The organism is Chromobacterium sp. Ag138 (assembly GCF_055181315.1).
The window spans coordinates 2,585,135-2,601,663 of sequence record NZ_JBUPWA010000001.1 but is presented as its reverse complement, the minus strand read 5'-3'; the positions used below and the strand labels follow the sequence as shown (position 1 = coordinate 2,601,663).

Genomic DNA, 16,529 nt, shown 5'->3' with positions numbered 1-16,529 from the left:
GATTGCTGCCCGACTGCGGGCCAATGGCCGGAATGCTGCTCAACAGGGCCAGGTCCGCTTTCAATTCCGGGTGACGGTCAATATGGTCGTCGATATCCTGCTGCAACTTGGCCAGTTGTGTTCCGATAAACGCAATCGACTCGATCAGCGACTGCTGAATCAGCTCTGGTGTATCGGTGGCTTCGGCTTTTTCTTGCCGATTCAGCTCACGGCGAAGATCCTGCTGCAGCGCCTCGCGCCGAGCCAGCAACGCCTGTAGCGCACGGGCTTGCCGGCTGGGAGGAATCCAGGCCATAGGTTGGAGCAAGGCTCCATAACGCGCCAGGACCAAGCTATCTACGCCATCGGTCTTGGTTCGAATCGCCAAGCCTTTAGCGAAGTCGCGGATTTGCGCCGGGTTGATGATGGAAACGATCACACCGGCATCGCACAAGGCGATGGCTGCTTGTTCGTGATACACGCCGGTGCCTTCCATCACAGCATGAACCTGCCGGGGCTCCAGGCCTTGCTTGGTCAGCCATGACAACAGAGCATGAATGCCGGTTTTATCGTTGCTCACGCATTTGGCTTTGCGTTTGTTGGCGGCATCCAGCAAAAGAGTGCAGTCCAGTTTGGCTTTGGCTACGTCTATTCCGAGATAATGCATAAAGCGGGTCCTCACGGAAAATGCCTAATCGCCCATTTGCCTTGTGCATGCAGGGTCGAACCCTTGGCTACCGTTCAGTGTCGGATTTGGCGATGAGGTGGAGTCGAAGGCTTTATCTACGGCTCAAGGTCTGGCCTTAAGATTGGGCCCAAGCTGCTTCGGCTCCAGGCAGTGGCGGCTCACCACTACCAATTGCAAGATACAAGATTGGGCTGAGTAACACGAAGCCCAACGTTTACCGAGAAAATCTCTCAAGCACAGTGAGCGTTAGTCATCCGTTGATGCTAGTAGATTGGGGCAGGGCGCGAGCCGCGCTAGCAGATAGGAATGGCTTCGATTGAGGCATGTCGGGCAGGGGGATGGGAGGGGAGAAGCCAACAACTCAGTCCTGCCTAGGAGGAAGGGGTTCCGGCCCGAAATGGACAACAAAAAACCGCAGGGCTTGAGCCGTGCGGTTGTTTGCTTCGCTTGATGTCTTGTGGTGCCCAGAGTCGGACTCGAACCGACACGCCTTGCGGCGGGGGATTTTGAATCCCCTGCGTCTACCAATTTCGCCATCCGGGCGACATCTGCGAGAAAACGAATCTTAACCTTGCGGCAAGCGCTTGTAAATAGTTGGCGCTCAGTCTTTTTTCAGTTTCAGCGCGTGGTCGTACAGCTGCTTGCGGTTGGCGCCGGTGATCTGCGCGGCCAGCGTGGCGGCCTGCTTGGTGGGCAGGTCGGCGGCCAGGATCTCCAGCACGCGCAGCGCTTCGGCCGGCGGCGCGTCGGCGTCGGCTTCCGCTGCGGGGGCGGCGTCGATGATCAGCGCGATCTCGCCGCGCTGCTGGTTGGCGTCGGCCTTCACCCATTCCAGCAGCTCGGCGGCGGGCTTGGCTTGGAAGGTTTCGAAGGTTTTGGTCAGCTCGCGGGCGATCATCACCCGGCGCTCGCCGCCCAGTTCGGCCACGATGTCTTCCAGCGCGTCGACGATGCGGTGCGGCGCTTCGTAGCAGACCGTGAGGTGGGGGGTGGACAGCCATTGCTGCAGCGTCCTGCGGCGCTCGCCGCTCTTGGGCGGCAGAAAGCCGTGGAACTGGAATGTGGGCGCGGTGAAGCCGCTGGCTGACAGCGCGGCGATCACGGCGCTGGCGCCGGGCAGCGGGCGCACCGGGTGGCCGGCGGTGCGCACAGCCTCCACCAGCCGCGCGCCGGGGTCGGACACCGCCGGGGTGCCGGCGTCGGATACCTGCACCACGATCTGGCCTTCGGACAGCCAGCGCACCACCTGTTCCGCCATGCCGCGCTCATTGTGCTCGCGCAGGCTGACCAGCCGTTTGGCGCGGATGCCGTAGGCGGACAGCAGTTGGCCGGTGACGCGGGTGTCCTCGGCGCAGACCACGTCCGCGGCCTCGAACGATGCCAGCGCGCGGGCGCTGATGTCGGCCAGATTTCCAATGGGCGTGGCCACCACATATAATGTCCCGCTACAGAAACTATCCCTGGCGGCATCGATAAGGTGGGCGAACGAGGTATGCAAAGACTGACTCCGTTGTTGTTGGTTGGCGTCTTGCTGACGTGGTTGACGCCGGCCGGGGCGCAAACCCCCGACTATATCATCCAAAGCAACGGCGCGCCGATGCGCGCGCTGGCGCAGCCGCCGGGCCAGACGCCCAGGCTGGCGACGCCGACGTCGCCCGCGGTCCAGGCCGATACGCCGGCATCCGGCGCGCTGGCGGCCAAACCGGCTGCGCGCGGCAAGATCAGGATAGGCGTGATCCTGCCGACGGAATCGTCGGCGCTGGGCGAGGCGGCGGCGGTGGTGCGCAGCGGCGTCGAGGCGGCGGCCCAGGTGGACCAGAACGCCGAGCTTTACAGCGTGGACGCCACCGGCGACAACGTGGTGGAACGCTACCGCGCGGCGGTGGCGGATGGCGTCAACGTGGTGATCGGCCCGCTGTCGCGGGAGTCCATCGCCAAGCTGGCGCCGTCGGTGACGGTGCCCACCATCGCGCTCAATTCGATTGACCGGCAGGCGGCGGCCAATCCCAAGCTGTATTCGCTGTCGCTGATCGTCGAGGGCGAGGCGCGCCAGCTGGCGCGGCTGATGCGCGACGACGGCCGCGCCAATCCGCTGCTGGTGGTGGGCGGCGACGCGCTGTCGCAGCGGCTGGGCAAGGCCTTCGCCGATGAATGGCGCGCGGTGGCCGGCAAGCCGGCGCGGCAGATGGCTTTTGACGCCAACGACATGACGCCGCTGCTGCAGGCGGCCGGCCAGGCCGACGCGGTCGCGCTGGCGCTGGACGTGGCTCAGGCGGCCAGGCTCAAGTCGGCGCTGACGCCGGATGTGCCGGTGTACGGCACTTCGCAGCTGAATGTCGGCGGCGCGCAGGCGGAATTGGCCGGCGTGCGTTTCATCGACATGCCGTGGTTCCTGATGCCGACGCATCCGGCGGTGCAGCGTTACCCGCATCCGGCGGTGCCGCTGACGCGGCAGACCGAGCGGCTGTACGCGCTGGGCATCGACGCCTACCGGCTGGCGGTGCAGCTGGCGGTCAGCCGTCCGGGCGCGGCGGTGAGGCTGGACGGCGTCACCGGCGATTTGAAGCTGGGACGCGACCGCGCGTTCGAACGCCAGCTGCCGGCCGGCGTCATGGGCGGCAACGCGCTGCAATGAACCAGGCCGGCCGGGACGCCGAGGATCGCGCGCTGGCCTTGCTGCAGGCGCGCGGCCTGAAGCTGGTGGCGCGCAACTGGCATTGCCGCGGCGGCGAGCTGGACCTGATCATGCGCGACGGCGACGCGCTGGTATTCGTCGAGGTCCGCCATCGCGGCGGCAGCCGCTTCGGCGGCGCCGCCGACAGCATCACCGCGGCCAAGCAAAGGAAACTGATGCTGGCCGCGGAAGTCTATCTAAGCAGCCACAATATCGACTCGCCCTGCCGCTTCGACGCGGTGGTCAGCGTCGGCGGCGCCGAGCCGCAGTGGCTGAAGAATGTGATCACGCAGTAACTGTTGAGAAAAGGGGATTCCCCAATGGATCTGATTGACCGGGTCAACGGCCATTTCCTGGAAAGCATCGCCGCCAAGCAGGAGGCGATGGAGCTGCTGTCGCCCGGCGTGGCGGCGGCGGCCGAGCGGATGGTGGCCTGCCTGATGAACGAGGGCAAGATTCTGGCTTGCGGCAACGGCGGCTCCGCCGCCGACGCCCAGCATTTCGCCGCCGAGATGGTGGGCCGCTTCGAGAAGGAGCGCCCGGGCCTGGCGGCGATTTCGCTGGCCACCGACACCTCGGGGCTGACCGCCATCGGCAACGACTACGATTTCGACATGGTGTTTTCCAAGCAGGTAAGGGCGTTGGGCCACACCAACGACCTACTGCTGGCGATCTCCACATCCGGCAATTCCGCCAACGTGATCGAGGCGGTTTACGCCGCGCACGAGCGCGGCATGAGCGTGATCGCGCTCACCGGCAAGGACGGCGGCAAGATCACTGAAATACTGTCGCCGGAAGATATACACCTGAACGTGCCGTCGCTGCGCACCTGCCGGATCCAGGAAGTGCATATCCTGCTGATCCACGCGCTGTGCGACGCCATTGATTGCATGCTGCTTGGAGGGGAATAAGGAATGAAGCGCAACGCATTTGCATTGTTGCTGGCCGCGGGACTGGTCAGCGTTTTGAGCGGCTGCGTCGGCCTGGTGGCCGCGGGAGCCGCCGGCGGCGCGCTGGTGGCGTCGGACCGCCGCACCAGCGGCGCCTATGTCGACGATCAGGCGATCGAGCTGAAGTCCGGCGAGCAGATCGCCAACCGCCTGCCGTCGGCCCACGTCAACCGCACCAGCTTCAACCGCGCGGTGCTGCTGACCGGCGAGGTGCCGAGCGAGGAGGCCCGCCAGCAGGCCGAGCTGATCGTGCGCGGCCTGCCCAATGTGCGCCGCGTGTACAACTACACCACGGTGGGCCCGGTATCCGGCTTCTCCGAGCGCAGCAACGACACTTGGATCACCAGCAAAGTGCGCACCCGGCTGCTGGACGGCAAGGGCGTGAATCCGAACAACATCAAGGTGGTGACCGAGCGCGGCGTGGTCTACATGCTGGGCCTGGTGACCCAGGGCGAGGGCGTCCAGGCTTCGCGCGTGGTCAGCGAGACGGCCGGCGTGCAGAAGGTGGTGACGCTGTTCGAGTACATCCAGGACGTGACGCCGGCGCAGTAAGCGCGGCGCGCAATCAGCAAGCGGCCCATTGGGCCGCTTTTGTTTTATCCGCGGAGATGGCGTCAGAGGGTGTCGTGCTGCGGTACCAGCAGGTCGGCGCACAGCACGTGCAGGTTCTCGTCGATCTCGATCGCCATCGACATCGTCACGCAGGAGCGCGGGTCGGTCATCGACAGGTAGGGCTCGCTCATGTACAGCACGCCGGGCTGGTCCACCGCGTGCTGGAAATAGCTGCGCCGCGACCACACCGCGCCGGTGGTGTCGGCCAGCGGGCTGTAGCGCGGGTCGGTGCTGGAGGCCGACTGGCGGCTGTTCAGGTTGCGGCCGATCTGCCGGCCCTCGCTGTCCAGCAGGAAGCAGCGGATCACGTCCGGCAGCGACAGCATGGGCTTGGCCGCCAGGTCGAACGGCGTGTTCTGCATCAGCGAGATCGCGCTTTGCACGAAGCATTGCCGCGCCAGCTCGATCTGGCGGCGGGTGAGCTTGCGCTTGAGCAGCGCGTGCGCCATCAATTCGTCCCAGCGTTCGTCCAGCCTGGGGGTGATCAGCTCGTCGGCGTCCGGGGCTCCCGCCGGGCGGGCGATGAAGAAGCCCTGGATCAGATCGCAGCCGGAATCCATCGCCACCAGCACGTCGCGCTCGGTTTCGATGCCTTCCACCACCACCAGCGCACCGATTTCGTGCATCAGCCGCACCAGCCTGGAGAGCAGGGCGCGGCTGCGCGGCTGAACGATGGCGTTGCGCAGCAACTGGCGGTCGAACTTGACCAAGCTGGGCTCCAGCTGGCATACCCGCTCCAGGTTGGAGTGGCCGACGCCGAAATCGTCGATCGCGATCATGAAGCCGTTGTTCTTCAGGATGTTGACGCCTTCGATCAGCGCCTCGTCCACCTCCAGCACGTGCTCCAGCACCTCCAGCACTACTTGGTGCGGCTCCAGGCCGGCCTGGCGGATGTGGTTGACCAGCGCCATCGCGCGGTCCGGGCGGGACAGCGAGGCGGCGTCGATATTGAGGAACAGCCAGCGGGGATGGTCGGACTGCAGCTGCAGGTAGCGCTGGATATGGGCGCGGCACACCGCCAGGTCGAGCTGGTGGCGTTGCTCGGGCGACACCGCGGTGTAAAAGGCCTCCGCGGGAGAGAGCGCGGTCTGGCCTTGTTCGGCGCGCAGCAACGCCTCCACGCCTATGCTGCGCCGGTGCGCCAGGCTGTAGACGGGTTGGAAGTGGCTGCCGATTTTCAGGCCGGCGTGCTCGAATGCTGTCATCGCGATACTGCCTCCGTGTCCAAGATGCGGGCTCTTTCGGCCCTTGTCCGCTGCTGAAGCAATCGGCATTCCAGTTTAGTGCATGGGCGTAGAAATAAAAAACGGGCCCTCAGGCCCGTCGTCAACGATTGTTAAGCGCGCGGCAAAAACAACAGCCGCGCGCCGCCTCGTCAGTCTTGTTGAATGCCGGCCACCAGCCACTTGCCGCCGGTGGTGCCGTCCTTCACGTAATGCCAGGTTTCGGTGAACGGCACGGCCGGGGCGCCCACTTCCTCGCTGACATTGCCGCTGAAGGTGACGCTGGCGATGTAGGCGCCGTTCTCGACGGTGGCGTCGGACAGCTGGCAGTCCAGCTGCGAGAAGTCGGCCACGCCGCTGTTGCCGGCGATGTCGCCGGCCAGCGCGCTGAACAGGTCCGGCGTCATGTACTTGCGCACTTCTTCCAGGCTCTCAGGCGTGTTCAGGCTTTGCAGGTGCAGGAAGGTGGCCTTGGCCTGGCGCAGGAAGTGCGGGGTCTCGGTGCCGTCCGGCAGGCGCGCCGGAGCGGACGCCGCGTTGAAGCCGCCACCGAAGCCGTTGCCGGCCGGAGCCGCGCCGCCGTTCAGGTCGGAGCCGATCTTGGGAATGGCGTCGAAGTTCGACTGGCCATGGTTGTCGGCCATGGCGCGCGGCATGCCGGCCGGCTGCGGCGCGTTGGCGGCCGGGTTGCCGGCCTTGCGGCGGAAGAACATCATGCCGCCGACCAGAACCAGGCCCAGCAGCGCCAGCATGCCCCACGGCATGCCGCCCTTTTCAGGCTGCTGCGCGGGTTGGTGGGCCGCTTGCGGCTGTTGGTCGGCCGGAACGGCGTTTTGCTGCTGGCCCTGTTGGGCAGCCTTGTCGTTGCCGGAGGAGCCCGCCATGTAGCCGATGGCGGCGCCCGCCACCGCGCCGGCCGCGCCGGCCGCCAGCGCGGTGCCCACGCCGCTCTTGGCCGGAGCCTGAGCCGGCGGCACGGCTGCGCCGCGCGGCGCGGGAGCGGCCATCGGTTGCGGAGCCGGGGTGCTCGGCTGGTAGCTGCGGGTGGGAGCGGAGCGCTGCATGCCTGCGCTCTTGCCCTTGCCCAGGCGCGCGGCCTCGGCAAACGGGGTGGCCAACACGGAAACCATGGTGAAGGCGAGTACGATCGTCTTCGCGCGAGTGGTCATGTTTTATTTTCCTGGTAGGTTTGAATTGCCCGGGTATGACCGGGCGGATGCGAATTAGTTTTGTGCCGCCGGCAGAATTTCAAGCACGCGCGCGACGCCGCCGGCGATGCCGAAGCGCACATTGTAGCAATACAGCGACACGCCGTAGATCCGTTCCGGATCGTCCTGGTAGGCCGGGCGCGGGTCCTGCGCCAGCACCTGCTCCACCAGCTGCGCGAAGCCGGCCGGCGCGTCCGTCTCGGCCAGATGTCGCCGCGCGGCTTCGCTCCACTCCACCCGCAGCAGCGGGGGAGGGCCGTCGACGAAGCCGCCCGACGCGTCCGGCCGCGATTCCACGAAGGGAATATACGGTTTGATGTCCAGCACCGGGGTGCCATCCAGCAGGTCCGCGCCGGCCAGCTCCAGCGCCACGCCGTTGTCGACGCTCACCGAAACCAGCTCCACCAGCGACAAGCCCATCGGATTCGGGCGGTGGGTGGAGCGGCTGGCGAACACGCCCACCTTGGCGTTGCCGCCCAGCCGCGGCGGCCGCACCAGCGGCTGCCAGCCCCGCTCCATGGTCTGGTGGAACACGAAGCTGATCCAGACATGCGAAAACTCAGCCAGGCCGCGCACGCAGTCCGGATGATCGTACGGCGGCAGCAGCTCCAGCCGCACGCGGGCGGCGCTGACCAGCGACGGCTGGCGCGGTATGCCGAATTTCTCGCGATACGGCGAGCGGATGACGCCTATCGGTTCAAAACTGTAGTTCATGCCGGGATTGTAGCATCTGAGATGGCTGGGGTTTTGTTGCATTGTTTTTGATGGTTTTGTGAAATAATTTGCTTTTTTGTTTTGATTTTTTGAATAAAGTTGGCGGGTGGGCAGGTGGTAGGCGGGAAAATGGAAACGCAGGGCGTCGCCGTCCGGGATGGCGCGCGCGCGATGGGTGTCTGGCTGATCGCAGCGGCGGGGCTGATCGGGCTGGGGAGGGCGTGGCCGGCCATGGATGGCGGCCTCGCGGCGCTGGGCGTCGGCTTGGCGATATGGACGGTTTTGCGCGGGCGGCGCGCCGGAAACCGCTTGGTCATCTGGGAGGCGGCCGGCAGGCTGCATCTGCGCGGGCGCTGGCTTACCCGAACCGTTGACTGCGCGGAGCTGGCCGCCATCGGGTTTTATTACCGGGGCCATGAGCCTGTCGGCGTCAGGGTGTCGCTGCGTAGCGGCGGCGCAGTCGATTGCGTGTGCCTGGGGCCTTGGACGGGCGTGATGGAGCGGGTGGCGTTCGCCGATGCGGTCGAGGCGTTTTGTCTTGCCAGAGGCTGGCGCTTCGATGCCGGCAGCGGGCGCTGGCGGCCCTGAGCGCAGAGGCGGCAGAGGACGCAAGCCGGGCGGGGACACGGCCCGGCTTGCAGGCAGGGTCAGGCGGCAGCCGCGCCGATGAAGTGCTTGTTGTGGCGCGCGCTGAGCCGGCTCATCGGCAGCAGCATGAAGAAGTCGGCGCAGTTGAAGTCCGGGTCCCAGGCCGGCTCGCCGCAGACATGGGCGCCGGCGCGCAGGTAGCCCTTGATCAGCGGCGGCAGCGGCACCGGCGCGCTGTCGTCTATCACGCGGTCCAGCGGCAGCGGCAGGTGGGGAAACACCCGCCAGTCGGCCGGCGACAGGTATTGGCCTTCCAGCTGGCGGTACAGGCTGACCGCCTGGTGGCCGCCGTCGGTCAGCGACACGCTGGCGCAGCCGGCGAGATAGGCGCCGCCTTGCTGTTGCACGTAATCGGCCAGGCCCGACCACAAGAGCGCGATCACCGCGCCGGAGCGAAAGTCGCGATGCACGCAGGAGCGGCCCACTTCGATCAGGCTGTCGCGCAGGTGGGAGAGGCGGGAGAGGTCGAACTCGTGCTCGGAGTACAGGCTGGGCGCGCGGCGGGCGGCGGTCGGGGGCAGCATGCGGTAAGTGCCCACCACCATGCCGGTGTTGTGGTCCTCGACGATCAGGTGGTCGCACAGCTCGTCGTACTCGTCGCGGTCTATGCCCAGTTCGGCGGAGGCCAGTTCCGCGCCCATTTCGCCGGCGAAAACCTCGAAGCGCAGCTTCTGCGCGCGGCGGATATCCTCGGCGCACTGGGCCAGACGCACGGCCAGGCGCGGTTTGCTTCTGCTTGCAAGCTGTTCATTTAGCAGCATGTTTTGCCCCTCGTTGTGGTTTGTCACATGCTAGGGGGGCTGTTTGACGTTGCGATGTCCATATCATGACTATGCGGTGAAGGGTCTTTGACGTTTCGGTGACGGCGGCGGGGTTATTGAAATCAAAGACTTATCAGCCAAACTGTTTTGGCGTAAAATAACCCGTTTTTCCGTTCGGTTTGCTCTTTCAGCCATGATTTATCCGACAAGCTTCGACGTGATAGTGGTGGGCGGCGGTCACGCCGGCACCGAGGCCGCGCTGGCCGCCGCGCGCATGGGCTGCGCCACGCTCCTCCTGACGCATAACATCGAGACCCTGGGCCAGATGTCGTGCAATCCGTCGATCGGCGGCATCGGCAAAGGCCATCTGGTGAAAGAGGTGGATGCGCTGGGCGGCGCGATGGCGCTGGCCACCGACATCGGCGGCATCCAGTTCCGCACGCTCAACGCGTCCAAGGGCCCGGCGGTGCGCGCCACCCGCGCCCAGGCCGACCGCATCCTGTACAAGGCGGCGATCCGCGAGATGCTGGAGAACCAGCCCAACCTGACGTTGTTCCAGCAGCCGGTGGACGATCTCTTGATCGAGGGCGACCGCGTCGCCGGCGCCATCACCGCCATCGGCATCACCTTCCGCGCCAAGACCGTGGTGCTGACCGCCGGCACCTTCCTGTCCGGCAAGATCCACGTCGGCATGGAGAACTACACCGGCGGCCGCGCCGGCGACCAGGCGGCGAGCACGCTGGGCGAACGCCTGCGCGAGCTGAGCCTGCCGGTGGGCCGGCTCAAGACCGGCACTCCGCCGCGCATCGACGGCCGCAGCGTGGACTTTTCGGTGATGGAAGAGCAGCCGGGCGACACGCCGGAGCCGGTGTTTTCCTATCGCGGCAAGCGCGAGATGCATCCGAAGCAGCTGCCGTGCTGGATCACCCACACCAACGAGCGCACCCATGACATCATCCGCAGCGGCTTCGACCGCAGCCCGATGTTCACCGGCGTGATCGAGGGCGTCGGCCCGCGCTACTGCCCGTCGATCGAAGACAAGATCAACCGCTTCGCCGACAAGGACAGCCACCAGGTGTTCCTGGAGCCGGAAGGCCTGACGACGCACGAATTCTATCCGAATGGCATCTCCACCAGCCTGCCGTTCGATATCCAGCTGGCCGCCGTGCGCTCGATCCGCGGCATGGAGAACGCGCATATCCTGCGCCCCGGCTACGCGATCGAATACGATTACTTCGACCCGCGCGGCCTGAAGGCCTCGCTGGAAACCAAGGCCATCCAGGGCCTGTTCTTCGCCGGCCAGATCAATGGCACCACCGGCTATGAAGAAGCCGCCGCCCAGGGCCTGCTGGCCGGCCTGAACGCCGGTTTGCACGCCCGCGAGCAGGACGCCTGGTGCCCGCGCCGCGACGAGGCCTACCTCGGCGTGCTGGTCGACGACCTGATCACCAAGGGCGTGTCCGAGCCGTACCGGATGTTCACCAGCCGCGCCGAATTCCGTCTCCAGTTGAGAGAAGACAACGCCGACCTGCGCCTGACCGAGATGGGCCGCAAGCTGGGCGTGGTGGGCGACGAGCAGTGGGACGCCTTCTGCCGCAAGCGCGACGCTGTCGAGGCCGAGAAGGCCCGGCTGCAGGCCACCTGGCTGCATCCGTCCAAGCTGGCCGATCCGGACGCGCTCGCGCGGGTGCTGGGGAAACCGATCGAGCGCGAATACACGCTGCAAGACCTGCTCAAGCGCCCCAATGTGGCCTACCGCGAGCTGATGGCGGTGCCGGAAGCCGCCGACGGCGCGCCGGAACTGGCCGACGAGGTTGCCGAGCAGGTGGAAATTCAGGTCAAATACCAGGGATACATCAATCGCCAGAACGAAGAGCTGGCGCGCCGCGACAATCTGGAAGACATCCGTCTGCCGGGCGACATCGACTACAGCCTGGTCAAGGGCCTGTCCAAGGAAGTGCAGCAGAAGCTGAACCAGCAGCGTCCGGAGACGCTGGGCCAGGCTTCGCGCATCCAGGGCATCACCCCGGCCGCCGTCGCCCTGCTGATGGTGCACCTGAAGCGCGGCTTCACCGACGCTAAGACCGCATGACACTACATACCGCCGAATTGAAACAGGGGCTGGCGCAACTGGCGCTGGAATTGACCGAACCGCAACTGGACCTGCTGGAGCGCTATCTGGCGCTGCTGGTCAAGTGGAACCAGACCTACAACCTCACCGCGATCCGCCAGGAAGAGCGGATGGTCAGCTATCATTTGCTGGACAGCCTGAGCCTGGTGCCGCACTTGGCCGGCGGCACGCGCATGCTGGACGTCGGTTCCGGCGGCGGCATGCCCGGCATCCCGACCGCCATCGCGCGGCCGGACCTGCAGGTAGCGCTCTTGGATTCCAACCACAAGAAAACCACCTTCCTGCGCCAGGTGGTGCTGGAGCTGGGCCTGCCCAATGTGCAGGTGGTCACCGACCGCGTCGAGGCCTACCAGCCGGAGCAGAAGTTCGACCGCATCACCAGCCGCGCGTTCTCGGAGCTGTCCGAGTTCGTCAAGCTGACCCGCCACCTGGTGGCCGACGGCGGCCAGTACGTGGCGATGAAGGGCGTGTATCCGTATGAGGAAATCGCCTTGCTGCCGCAAGGCGTGGCGGTTTCGGAGGTGCTGCCGGTAACGGTGCCGGGGCTGGACGCCGAACGCCATCTGGTGAGGATGGTGCTGCAATGAATCCACGCGTGATCGCGGTGGCCAACCAGAAGGGCGGGGTGGGCAAGACCACCACCGTCGTCAATCTGGCGGCCGGTTTGGCCGAGTTGGGCCGGCGGGTGCTGATCGTCGATCTGGACCCGCAGGGCAACGCCACCATGGGCAGCGGCATCGCCAAGCAGTCGCTGGAGAAGTCCGGCTACGACGTGCTGCTGGGCGAGGCCACCATCGAGGAGGCGCGCCAGGACGCCAAGGCCGGCGGCTACCACGTGCTGCCCGCCAACCGCGATCTGGGCGGGGCCGAACTGGAGCTGGTCAACGAGCTGGCGCGCGAGGCGCGGCTGAAGAGCGCGCTGGCTGAAGTGGCCGGCCAATACGACTACGTGCTGATCGACAGCCCGCCGTCATTGAACCTGCTGACGCTGAACGGCCTGGTGGCCGCCGACAGCGTGCTGATCCCGATGGTGTGCGAGTACTACGCGCTGGAAGGCCTGTCCGATCTGGTGGCCACGCTGCGCAAGGTGAGGGTGGCGGTCAATCCCAAGATCGAGATCATGGGCTTGCTGCGCACCATGTTCGACGCCCGCAACAACCTGTCGCAACAGGTGTCGGAGCAGCTGGCGCGCCACTTCGGCGAGAAAGTGTTCCAGACCGTGATTCCGCGCAACGTGCGCCTGGCCGAGGCGCCCAGCCACGGCCTGCCGGGCCTGGTCTACGACCGCAGCTCGCGCGGCGCCCAGGCTTACCTCGCGCTGGCGCAAGAGCTGGTAGAACGCCTCGAACCCGCAACCGCAACTCCCACCGTCTGACAATATGGCCAAACTCAAAGGATTGGGGCGCGGACTCGACGCGCTCCTGTCCACCGTTGACGCGGTGGACGACAGACTTTCCACTCTTCCCATCGACAGCATCCGTCCCGGCAAATACCAGCCGCGCAGCTTCATGAACGAGGCGGCGCTGGACGAACTGGCGGCGTCCATCCGCGCCCAGGGCATCATCCAGCCGCTGATCGTGCGCGAGCTGGGGCTGGGCGACTACGAGCTGATCGCCGGCGAGCGCCGCTGGCGCGCGTCCCGCAAGGCCGGCCTCGCCGAGGTGCCGGTGGTGATCAAGAGCGTGCCGGACGAGGCCGCGCTGGCGATGGCGCTGATCGAGAACATCCAGCGCCAGGAGCTGGACCCGATTGAGGAGGCGCAAGGCATCAAGCGGCTGGTCGACGAGTTCGGCCTGACCCACGAGGCCGCCGCCGACGCGGTCGGCCGCTCGCGCAGCGCGGTGTCCAACCTGCTGCGCCTGCTGGCGCTGCCGCAGCCCTTGCAGCAGATGATGCACGAGGGCCAGCTGGAGATGGGCCACGCGCGCGCCTTGCTGAGCCTGCCGACGGTTTCCCAGCTGGAATTGGCCAACGAAGCGGTGCGCAAAGGGATGTCGGTGCGCGAGGTGGAGCGCCGAGTACAACAGCATGCTGCGCAAAAAACCACAGTTGCGCCGCAACAAAAACGCGTCGATCCCGATGTGGCGCGGCTGGAAGAGCAGGTTTCCGAGGCCATCGGCGCCCGTGTCAGCATCCGCCAGGCATCCGGCGGCGGCGGCAGGCTGGTCATAGATTATGCGAGTCTGGACGAGCTGGATTTCCTGCTGGAGAAACTGCAAAAAAATCCTAAGAAATGAGTTTGTTGCAACGCAAAAAGTCTGCTGGAGCAAAGTTGACGCAACTCAAGCCCAAAGCCTATAATCCAGCGGTTTTTTTGCACTGGCGATCATGATCTATTCGGAAGTGAAGCGCGTGCTGCGCCTGCAGGCCAGTCTGGTCGGCCTGGCCGTAGTGGTCGCGCTACTCGCCAGCGCAGGCAGCGTGACGGTCGCCGTGTCCGCCCTGCTGGGCGGTTTGGCGGTTCTGGCGCCGGCCCTGGTGTATGCCAGGATCGCTTACGCCAAGCGTCATGTGGCGCCCGCGGCGCTGATCAAGGCGCATTTTCTGGCCGAGGCGGTAAAGTTTTGCCTGACCGTACTGTTAAGTGGTGCGGTTTTGGCCAGTTTCAAGGATTTGTCCGTAGTTGGATTTTTGGGTGGGTTCTTTGCCGCCACCTCCGGCTACGGCTTCGGGCTTCTAATCAAAAATTGAGAAAAGAGCGATGGCAAGCAACGCAACCGATTACATCAAGCACCATCTCACCTTCTGGAATTCGGATCCTTCCGCCGGTTTCTGGAGCCTGCACGTAGACACCTTCTCCATTTCGCTGGTTCTCGGCTTCCTGTTCGCCGCCGTGTTCGCCGTGGTGGCGCGCCGCGCCAGCATCGAAGCGCCGGGCCGCCTGCAGCTGTTCGTCGAGATGATCGTCGAGATGGTGCAGACCCAGGTTCGCGAAGTGTTCCACGGCAAGAGCAAGATGATCGCCCCGCTGGCGCTGACCATCTTCTGCTGGGTGTTCCTGATGAACTTCATGGACTTGTTCCCGGTGGACCTGTTCCCGATGGCCGCGCAATGGGTAGGCTACACCTTCTTCGGCCTGGAGCCGCACCACGTGTACTTCCGCGTCGTGCCGTCCGCCGACGTCAACGCCACTTTCGCCATGTCGCTGTCGGTGCTGATCCTGATCGTAGGCTTCTCGATCAAGGCCAAGGGCCTGGGCGGCTGGGGCAAGGAACTGCTGACCGCTCCGTTCCACAGCTCCAACCCGGTCGGCGCCATCATCCTGGCTCCGCTGAACTTCGCGTTCCAGCTGGTCGAGCTGGCCGCCAAGCCGATTTCGCTCTCTCTTCGTTTGTTCGGCAACCTGTACGCCGGCGAACTGATCTTCATCCTGATCGCGCTGCTGCCCTGGGGCCTGCAGTGGGTGCTGGGCGCGCCGTGGGCGATTTTCCACATCCTGATCATCACCCTGCAGGCCTTCGTGTTCATGATGCTGACCATCGTGTACCTGAGCCTGGCGGTGGAAGCGCACTGATTTACCGTAGATTCATCCTTCTTTTTACCCAACCATCCTTGCTTTAAGTCTTAGGAGATACACAATGGAAGCACTCGTTTCTCAGATTCAGTCGATGACCGCTATCGCTGCCGCTCTGATCATTGGCCTCGGCGCTCTGGGCACCGCTATCGGCTTCGCCATTCTGGGTGGCAAGTTCCTCGAGTCCTCCGCTCGCCAGCCGGAAATGATCCCGGTTCTGCAAACCAAGCTGTTCATCATCGCCGGTCTGCTGGACGCGATCTCCATGATCGGCGTTGGTGTCGCCATGCTGTTCACCTTCAACAACCCGTTCCTGTCCGCTGCCCTGGCTATCGTTAAGGCGGCTCACTAATCCGTTTCCGACGGATATGTAGGCGGTTGTTGCAGTCATACTCTGGAGGAAAACAAGCGTGGAATTTAACGTAACACTACTGGGCCAGGCGATCACGTTCGCCATCCTGGTATGGTTCACCATGAAGTTTGTTTGGCCTCCGCTTACCAACATGATGGATGAGCGGGCCAAGCGTATCGCTGATGGCTTGGCCGCCGCGGAACGCGGCAAGCAGGATCTGGAAGCCGCTGAAAAGCGCGTTGCGGACGAAATCCGCAAGGCGAAGCAGCAGGCTACCGAGATCGTGGTTGCCGCCGAGAAGCGTGCTAACCAGATCGTGGATGAAGCCAAGGAAGCGGCGCGCACCGAAGGTGCCCGCATCGTGGCCGACGCCAAGTCTGAAATCGACCAGGAAGTGCTGCGCGCCAAGGAATCCCTGCGCGCGCATGTCGCCGACCTGGCCGTTTCCGGCGCCGAGAAGATCCTGCGCAAGGAGATCGACGCCGCGAAGCACGCCGACCTGCTTGCCTCCATCAAAGCGGAGTTTTAACTAACTCATGGCAGAACTCATTACCGTCGCAAGGCCCTACGCCGAAGCGGTATACAGCCTCGCCACGGAACAGGGCAAGCTCGACCAGTGGTCGGACGCGCTGTCGTGGCTGGCTGCCATGGTGAACAACCCGGATCTGGCCCAAGTCGTCACCAATCCGAAACATACCGCACAAGAGGTTGAGGCGCTGATGCTGGATGTGCTCGGCACCCGCGGCAACGATGACGTGAAACGCTTCATCGCCGCGCTGATCGAGAACGCCCGTTTGACGCTGCTGCCTGAAATCGCCGCGCAGTTTGAATTGCTGAAGGCGCAATCGGAAAACATCGTGGACGCCCTGGTGGAGTCCGCTTTTGCTTTGTCCGATGAACAGAAAGCCGAACTGACCACCACGCTTTCCAAGAAATACGGCAAAGCCGTGCGTCTTGACGTGCGTGAGAACGCCGACCTGATCGGTGGCGTTCGCGTGTCGGTCGGCGACGATGTCATCGACGCTTCCGTGCGCGGCAAACTGCAGGCAATGGCAGCAAGCCTCAAGAATTAGGA

At 65.0% G+C, this 16,529-nt stretch carries 20 protein-coding genes and 1 tRNA gene; 14 read left to right on the top strand and 7 right to left on the bottom strand.

Annotated elements, in window-relative coordinates:
• From ACY3GB_RS11945 to rsmI, 3 genes are all read right to left on the bottom strand, one after another.
• Positions 1-646 (bottom strand): IS110 family transposase (locus tag ACY3GB_RS11945; RefSeq protein WP_463088934.1); only part of this gene is annotated, 646 nt, incomplete at its 3' end.
• Positions 647-1,125: 479 nt separating this feature from the next.
• Positions 1,126-1,210 (bottom strand) — tRNA-Leu (locus ACY3GB_RS11940).
• Between the two features lie 58 nt (positions 1,211-1,268).
• Positions 1,269-2,099, bottom strand: a complete 831-nt coding sequence (gene rsmI / locus ACY3GB_RS11935; protein WP_463088933.1) for a 16S rRNA (cytidine(1402)-2'-O)-methyltransferase — start codon at positions 2,097-2,099, stop codon at positions 1,269-1,271.
• 60 nt (positions 2,100-2,159) lie between these two features.
• On the opposite strand from rsmI, the gene ACY3GB_RS11930 reads away from it, so the two are divergent.
• Genes ACY3GB_RS11930 through ACY3GB_RS11915 form a run of 4 tightly spaced genes read left to right on the top strand, consistent with a single transcriptional unit; the run spans position 2,160 to position 4,843 of the window.
• Positions 2,160-3,302, top strand: coding sequence for a penicillin-binding protein activator (locus tag ACY3GB_RS11930; RefSeq protein WP_463088932.1), 1,143 nt, complete (start codon positions 2,160-2,162; stop codon positions 3,300-3,302).
• Positions 3,299-3,637: a YraN family protein gene (locus ACY3GB_RS11925; protein ID WP_021475807.1), complete on the top strand. Its 339-nt coding sequence runs from the start codon at positions 3,299-3,301 to the stop codon at positions 3,635-3,637. The genes ACY3GB_RS11930 and ACY3GB_RS11925 overlap by 4 nt, the downstream gene beginning before the upstream one ends.
• 24 nt (positions 3,638-3,661) lie before the next feature.
• Complete coding sequence (locus tag ACY3GB_RS11920) at positions 3,662-4,252, top strand: phosphoheptose isomerase (RefSeq protein ID WP_021475806.1); 591 nt, start codon at positions 3,662-3,664, stop codon at positions 4,250-4,252.
• A gap of 3 nt (positions 4,253-4,255) precedes the next feature.
• Entirely contained in the window at positions 4,256-4,843 is a 588-nt protein-coding gene (locus tag ACY3GB_RS11915; protein WP_463088931.1) for a BON domain-containing protein, read from the top strand.
• 62 nt (positions 4,844-4,905) lie between these two features.
• Here the strand turns inward: ACY3GB_RS11915 and ACY3GB_RS11910 are convergent, their stop codons facing one another.
• The 3 genes from ACY3GB_RS11910 to tsaA all read right to left on the bottom strand — a co-directional run bounded on the left by ACY3GB_RS11910 (position 4,906) and on the right by tsaA (position 8,048).
• Positions 4,906-6,108 (bottom strand): sensor domain-containing phosphodiesterase, encoded by a 1,203-nt coding sequence (locus ACY3GB_RS11910; RefSeq protein WP_463088930.1) that lies wholly within the window; start codon positions 6,106-6,108, stop codon positions 4,906-4,908.
• A 170-nt stretch (positions 6,109-6,278) separates the two neighbouring features.
• Positions 6,279-7,295 (bottom strand): Tim44 domain-containing protein, encoded by a 1,017-nt coding sequence (locus ACY3GB_RS11905; RefSeq protein ID WP_463088929.1) that lies wholly within the window; start codon positions 7,293-7,295, stop codon positions 6,279-6,281.
• Positions 7,296-7,349: 54 nt separating this feature from the next.
• Complete coding sequence (gene tsaA / locus ACY3GB_RS11900; RefSeq protein ID WP_463088928.1) at positions 7,350-8,048, bottom strand: tRNA (N6-threonylcarbamoyladenosine(37)-N6)-methyltransferase TrmO; 699 nt, start codon at positions 8,046-8,048, stop codon at positions 7,350-7,352.
• Between the two features lie 129 nt (positions 8,049-8,177).
• On the opposite strand from tsaA, the gene ACY3GB_RS11895 reads away from it, so the two are divergent.
• Entirely contained in the window at positions 8,178-8,636 is a 459-nt protein-coding gene (locus ACY3GB_RS11895) for a hypothetical protein (RefSeq protein WP_463088927.1), read from the top strand.
• A 59-nt stretch (positions 8,637-8,695) separates the two neighbouring features.
• On the opposite strand, the gene ACY3GB_RS11890 is transcribed toward ACY3GB_RS11895, so the two are convergent.
• The gene (locus tag ACY3GB_RS11890; protein ID WP_463088926.1) at positions 8,696-9,457 is read right to left on the bottom strand and encodes a GNAT family N-acetyltransferase; all 762 of its coding nucleotides are present in this window, start codon (positions 9,455-9,457) and stop codon (positions 8,696-8,698) included.
• A gap of 193 nt (positions 9,458-9,650) precedes the next feature.
• Between ACY3GB_RS11890 and mnmG the strand changes: the two genes are divergently transcribed.
• The 9 genes from mnmG (at position 9,651) to ACY3GB_RS11845 (ending at position 16,527) form a co-directional block, all read left to right on the top strand.
• A complete protein-coding gene (gene mnmG / locus ACY3GB_RS11885) occupies positions 9,651-11,549 on the top strand; it encodes a tRNA uridine-5-carboxymethylaminomethyl(34) synthesis enzyme MnmG (RefSeq protein WP_463088925.1) in 1,899 nt (632 codons plus the stop codon).
• Positions 11,546-12,175 (top strand): 16S rRNA (guanine(527)-N(7))-methyltransferase RsmG, encoded by a 630-nt coding sequence (rsmG, locus tag ACY3GB_RS11880; protein ID WP_463088924.1) that lies wholly within the window; start codon positions 11,546-11,548, stop codon positions 12,173-12,175. The genes mnmG and rsmG overlap by 4 nt, the downstream gene beginning before the upstream one ends.
• A complete protein-coding gene (locus ACY3GB_RS11875; protein ID WP_021474881.1) occupies positions 12,172-12,963 on the top strand; it encodes a ParA family protein in 792 nt (263 codons plus the stop codon). The genes rsmG and ACY3GB_RS11875 overlap by 4 nt, the downstream gene beginning before the upstream one ends.
• Positions 12,964-12,967: 4 nt before the next feature.
• A complete protein-coding gene (locus tag ACY3GB_RS11870; protein ID WP_463088923.1) occupies positions 12,968-13,825 on the top strand; it encodes a ParB/RepB/Spo0J family partition protein in 858 nt (285 codons plus the stop codon).
• A 91-nt stretch (positions 13,826-13,916) separates the two neighbouring features.
• Positions 13,917-14,279, top strand: a complete 363-nt coding sequence (locus ACY3GB_RS11865; protein WP_021474883.1) for an ATP synthase subunit I — start codon at positions 13,917-13,919, stop codon at positions 14,277-14,279.
• Between the two features lie 10 nt (positions 14,280-14,289).
• Entirely contained in the window at positions 14,290-15,102 is an 813-nt protein-coding gene (atpB, locus tag ACY3GB_RS11860) for a F0F1 ATP synthase subunit A (RefSeq protein ID WP_463088922.1), read from the top strand.
• A 64-nt stretch (positions 15,103-15,166) separates the two neighbouring features.
• Positions 15,167-15,454, top strand: coding sequence for a F0F1 ATP synthase subunit C (gene atpE / locus ACY3GB_RS11855; RefSeq protein ID WP_021474885.1), 288 nt, complete (start codon positions 15,167-15,169; stop codon positions 15,452-15,454).
• Positions 15,455-15,512: 58 nt separating this feature from the next.
• A complete protein-coding gene (locus ACY3GB_RS11850; RefSeq protein WP_021474886.1) occupies positions 15,513-15,983 on the top strand; it encodes a F0F1 ATP synthase subunit B in 471 nt (156 codons plus the stop codon).
• Positions 15,984-15,990: 7 nt separating this feature from the next.
• Positions 15,991-16,527 (top strand): F0F1 ATP synthase subunit delta, encoded by a 537-nt coding sequence (locus tag ACY3GB_RS11845; protein ID WP_463088921.1) that lies wholly within the window; start codon positions 15,991-15,993, stop codon positions 16,525-16,527.
• Positions 16,528-16,529: the final 2 nt, after the last annotated feature.

Coding starts and splice junctions, on each gene's coding strand:
- ACY3GB_RS11930 (WP_463088932.1), top strand. CDS start 2,160: ATGCAAAGACTGACTCCGTTGTTGTTGGTTGGCGTCTTGCTGACGTGG.
- ACY3GB_RS11925 (WP_021475807.1), top strand. CDS start 3,299: ATGAACCAGGCCGGCCGGGACGCCGAGGATCGCGCGCTGGCCTTGCTG.
- ACY3GB_RS11920 (WP_021475806.1), top strand. CDS start 3,662: ATGGATCTGATTGACCGGGTCAACGGCCATTTCCTGGAAAGCATCGCC.
- ACY3GB_RS11915 (WP_463088931.1), top strand. CDS start 4,256: ATGAAGCGCAACGCATTTGCATTGTTGCTGGCCGCGGGACTGGTCAGC.
- ACY3GB_RS11910 (WP_463088930.1), bottom strand. CDS start 6,108: ATGACAGCATTCGAGCACGCCGGCCTGAAAATCGGCAGCCACTTCCAA.
- ACY3GB_RS11905 (WP_463088929.1), bottom strand. CDS start 7,295: ATGACCACTCGCGCGAAGACGATCGTACTCGCCTTCACCATGGTTTCC.
- tsaA (WP_463088928.1), bottom strand. CDS start 8,048: ATGAACTACAGTTTTGAACCGATAGGCGTCATCCGCTCGCCGTATCGC.
- ACY3GB_RS11895 (WP_463088927.1), top strand. CDS start 8,178: ATGGAAACGCAGGGCGTCGCCGTCCGGGATGGCGCGCGCGCGATGGGT.
- ACY3GB_RS11890 (WP_463088926.1), bottom strand. CDS start 9,457: ATGCTGCTAAATGAACAGCTTGCAAGCAGAAGCAAACCGCGCCTGGCC.
- mnmG (WP_463088925.1), top strand. CDS start 9,651: ATGATTTATCCGACAAGCTTCGACGTGATAGTGGTGGGCGGCGGTCAC.
- rsmG (WP_463088924.1), top strand. CDS start 11,546: ATGACACTACATACCGCCGAATTGAAACAGGGGCTGGCGCAACTGGCG.
- ACY3GB_RS11875 (WP_021474881.1), top strand. CDS start 12,172: ATGAATCCACGCGTGATCGCGGTGGCCAACCAGAAGGGCGGGGTGGGC.
- ACY3GB_RS11870 (WP_463088923.1), top strand. CDS start 12,968: ATGGCCAAACTCAAAGGATTGGGGCGCGGACTCGACGCGCTCCTGTCC.
- ACY3GB_RS11865 (WP_021474883.1), top strand. CDS start 13,917: ATGATCTATTCGGAAGTGAAGCGCGTGCTGCGCCTGCAGGCCAGTCTG.
- atpB (WP_463088922.1), top strand. CDS start 14,290: ATGGCAAGCAACGCAACCGATTACATCAAGCACCATCTCACCTTCTGG.
- atpE (WP_021474885.1), top strand. CDS start 15,167: ATGGAAGCACTCGTTTCTCAGATTCAGTCGATGACCGCTATCGCTGCC.
- ACY3GB_RS11845 (WP_463088921.1), top strand. CDS start 15,991: ATGGCAGAACTCATTACCGTCGCAAGGCCCTACGCCGAAGCGGTATAC.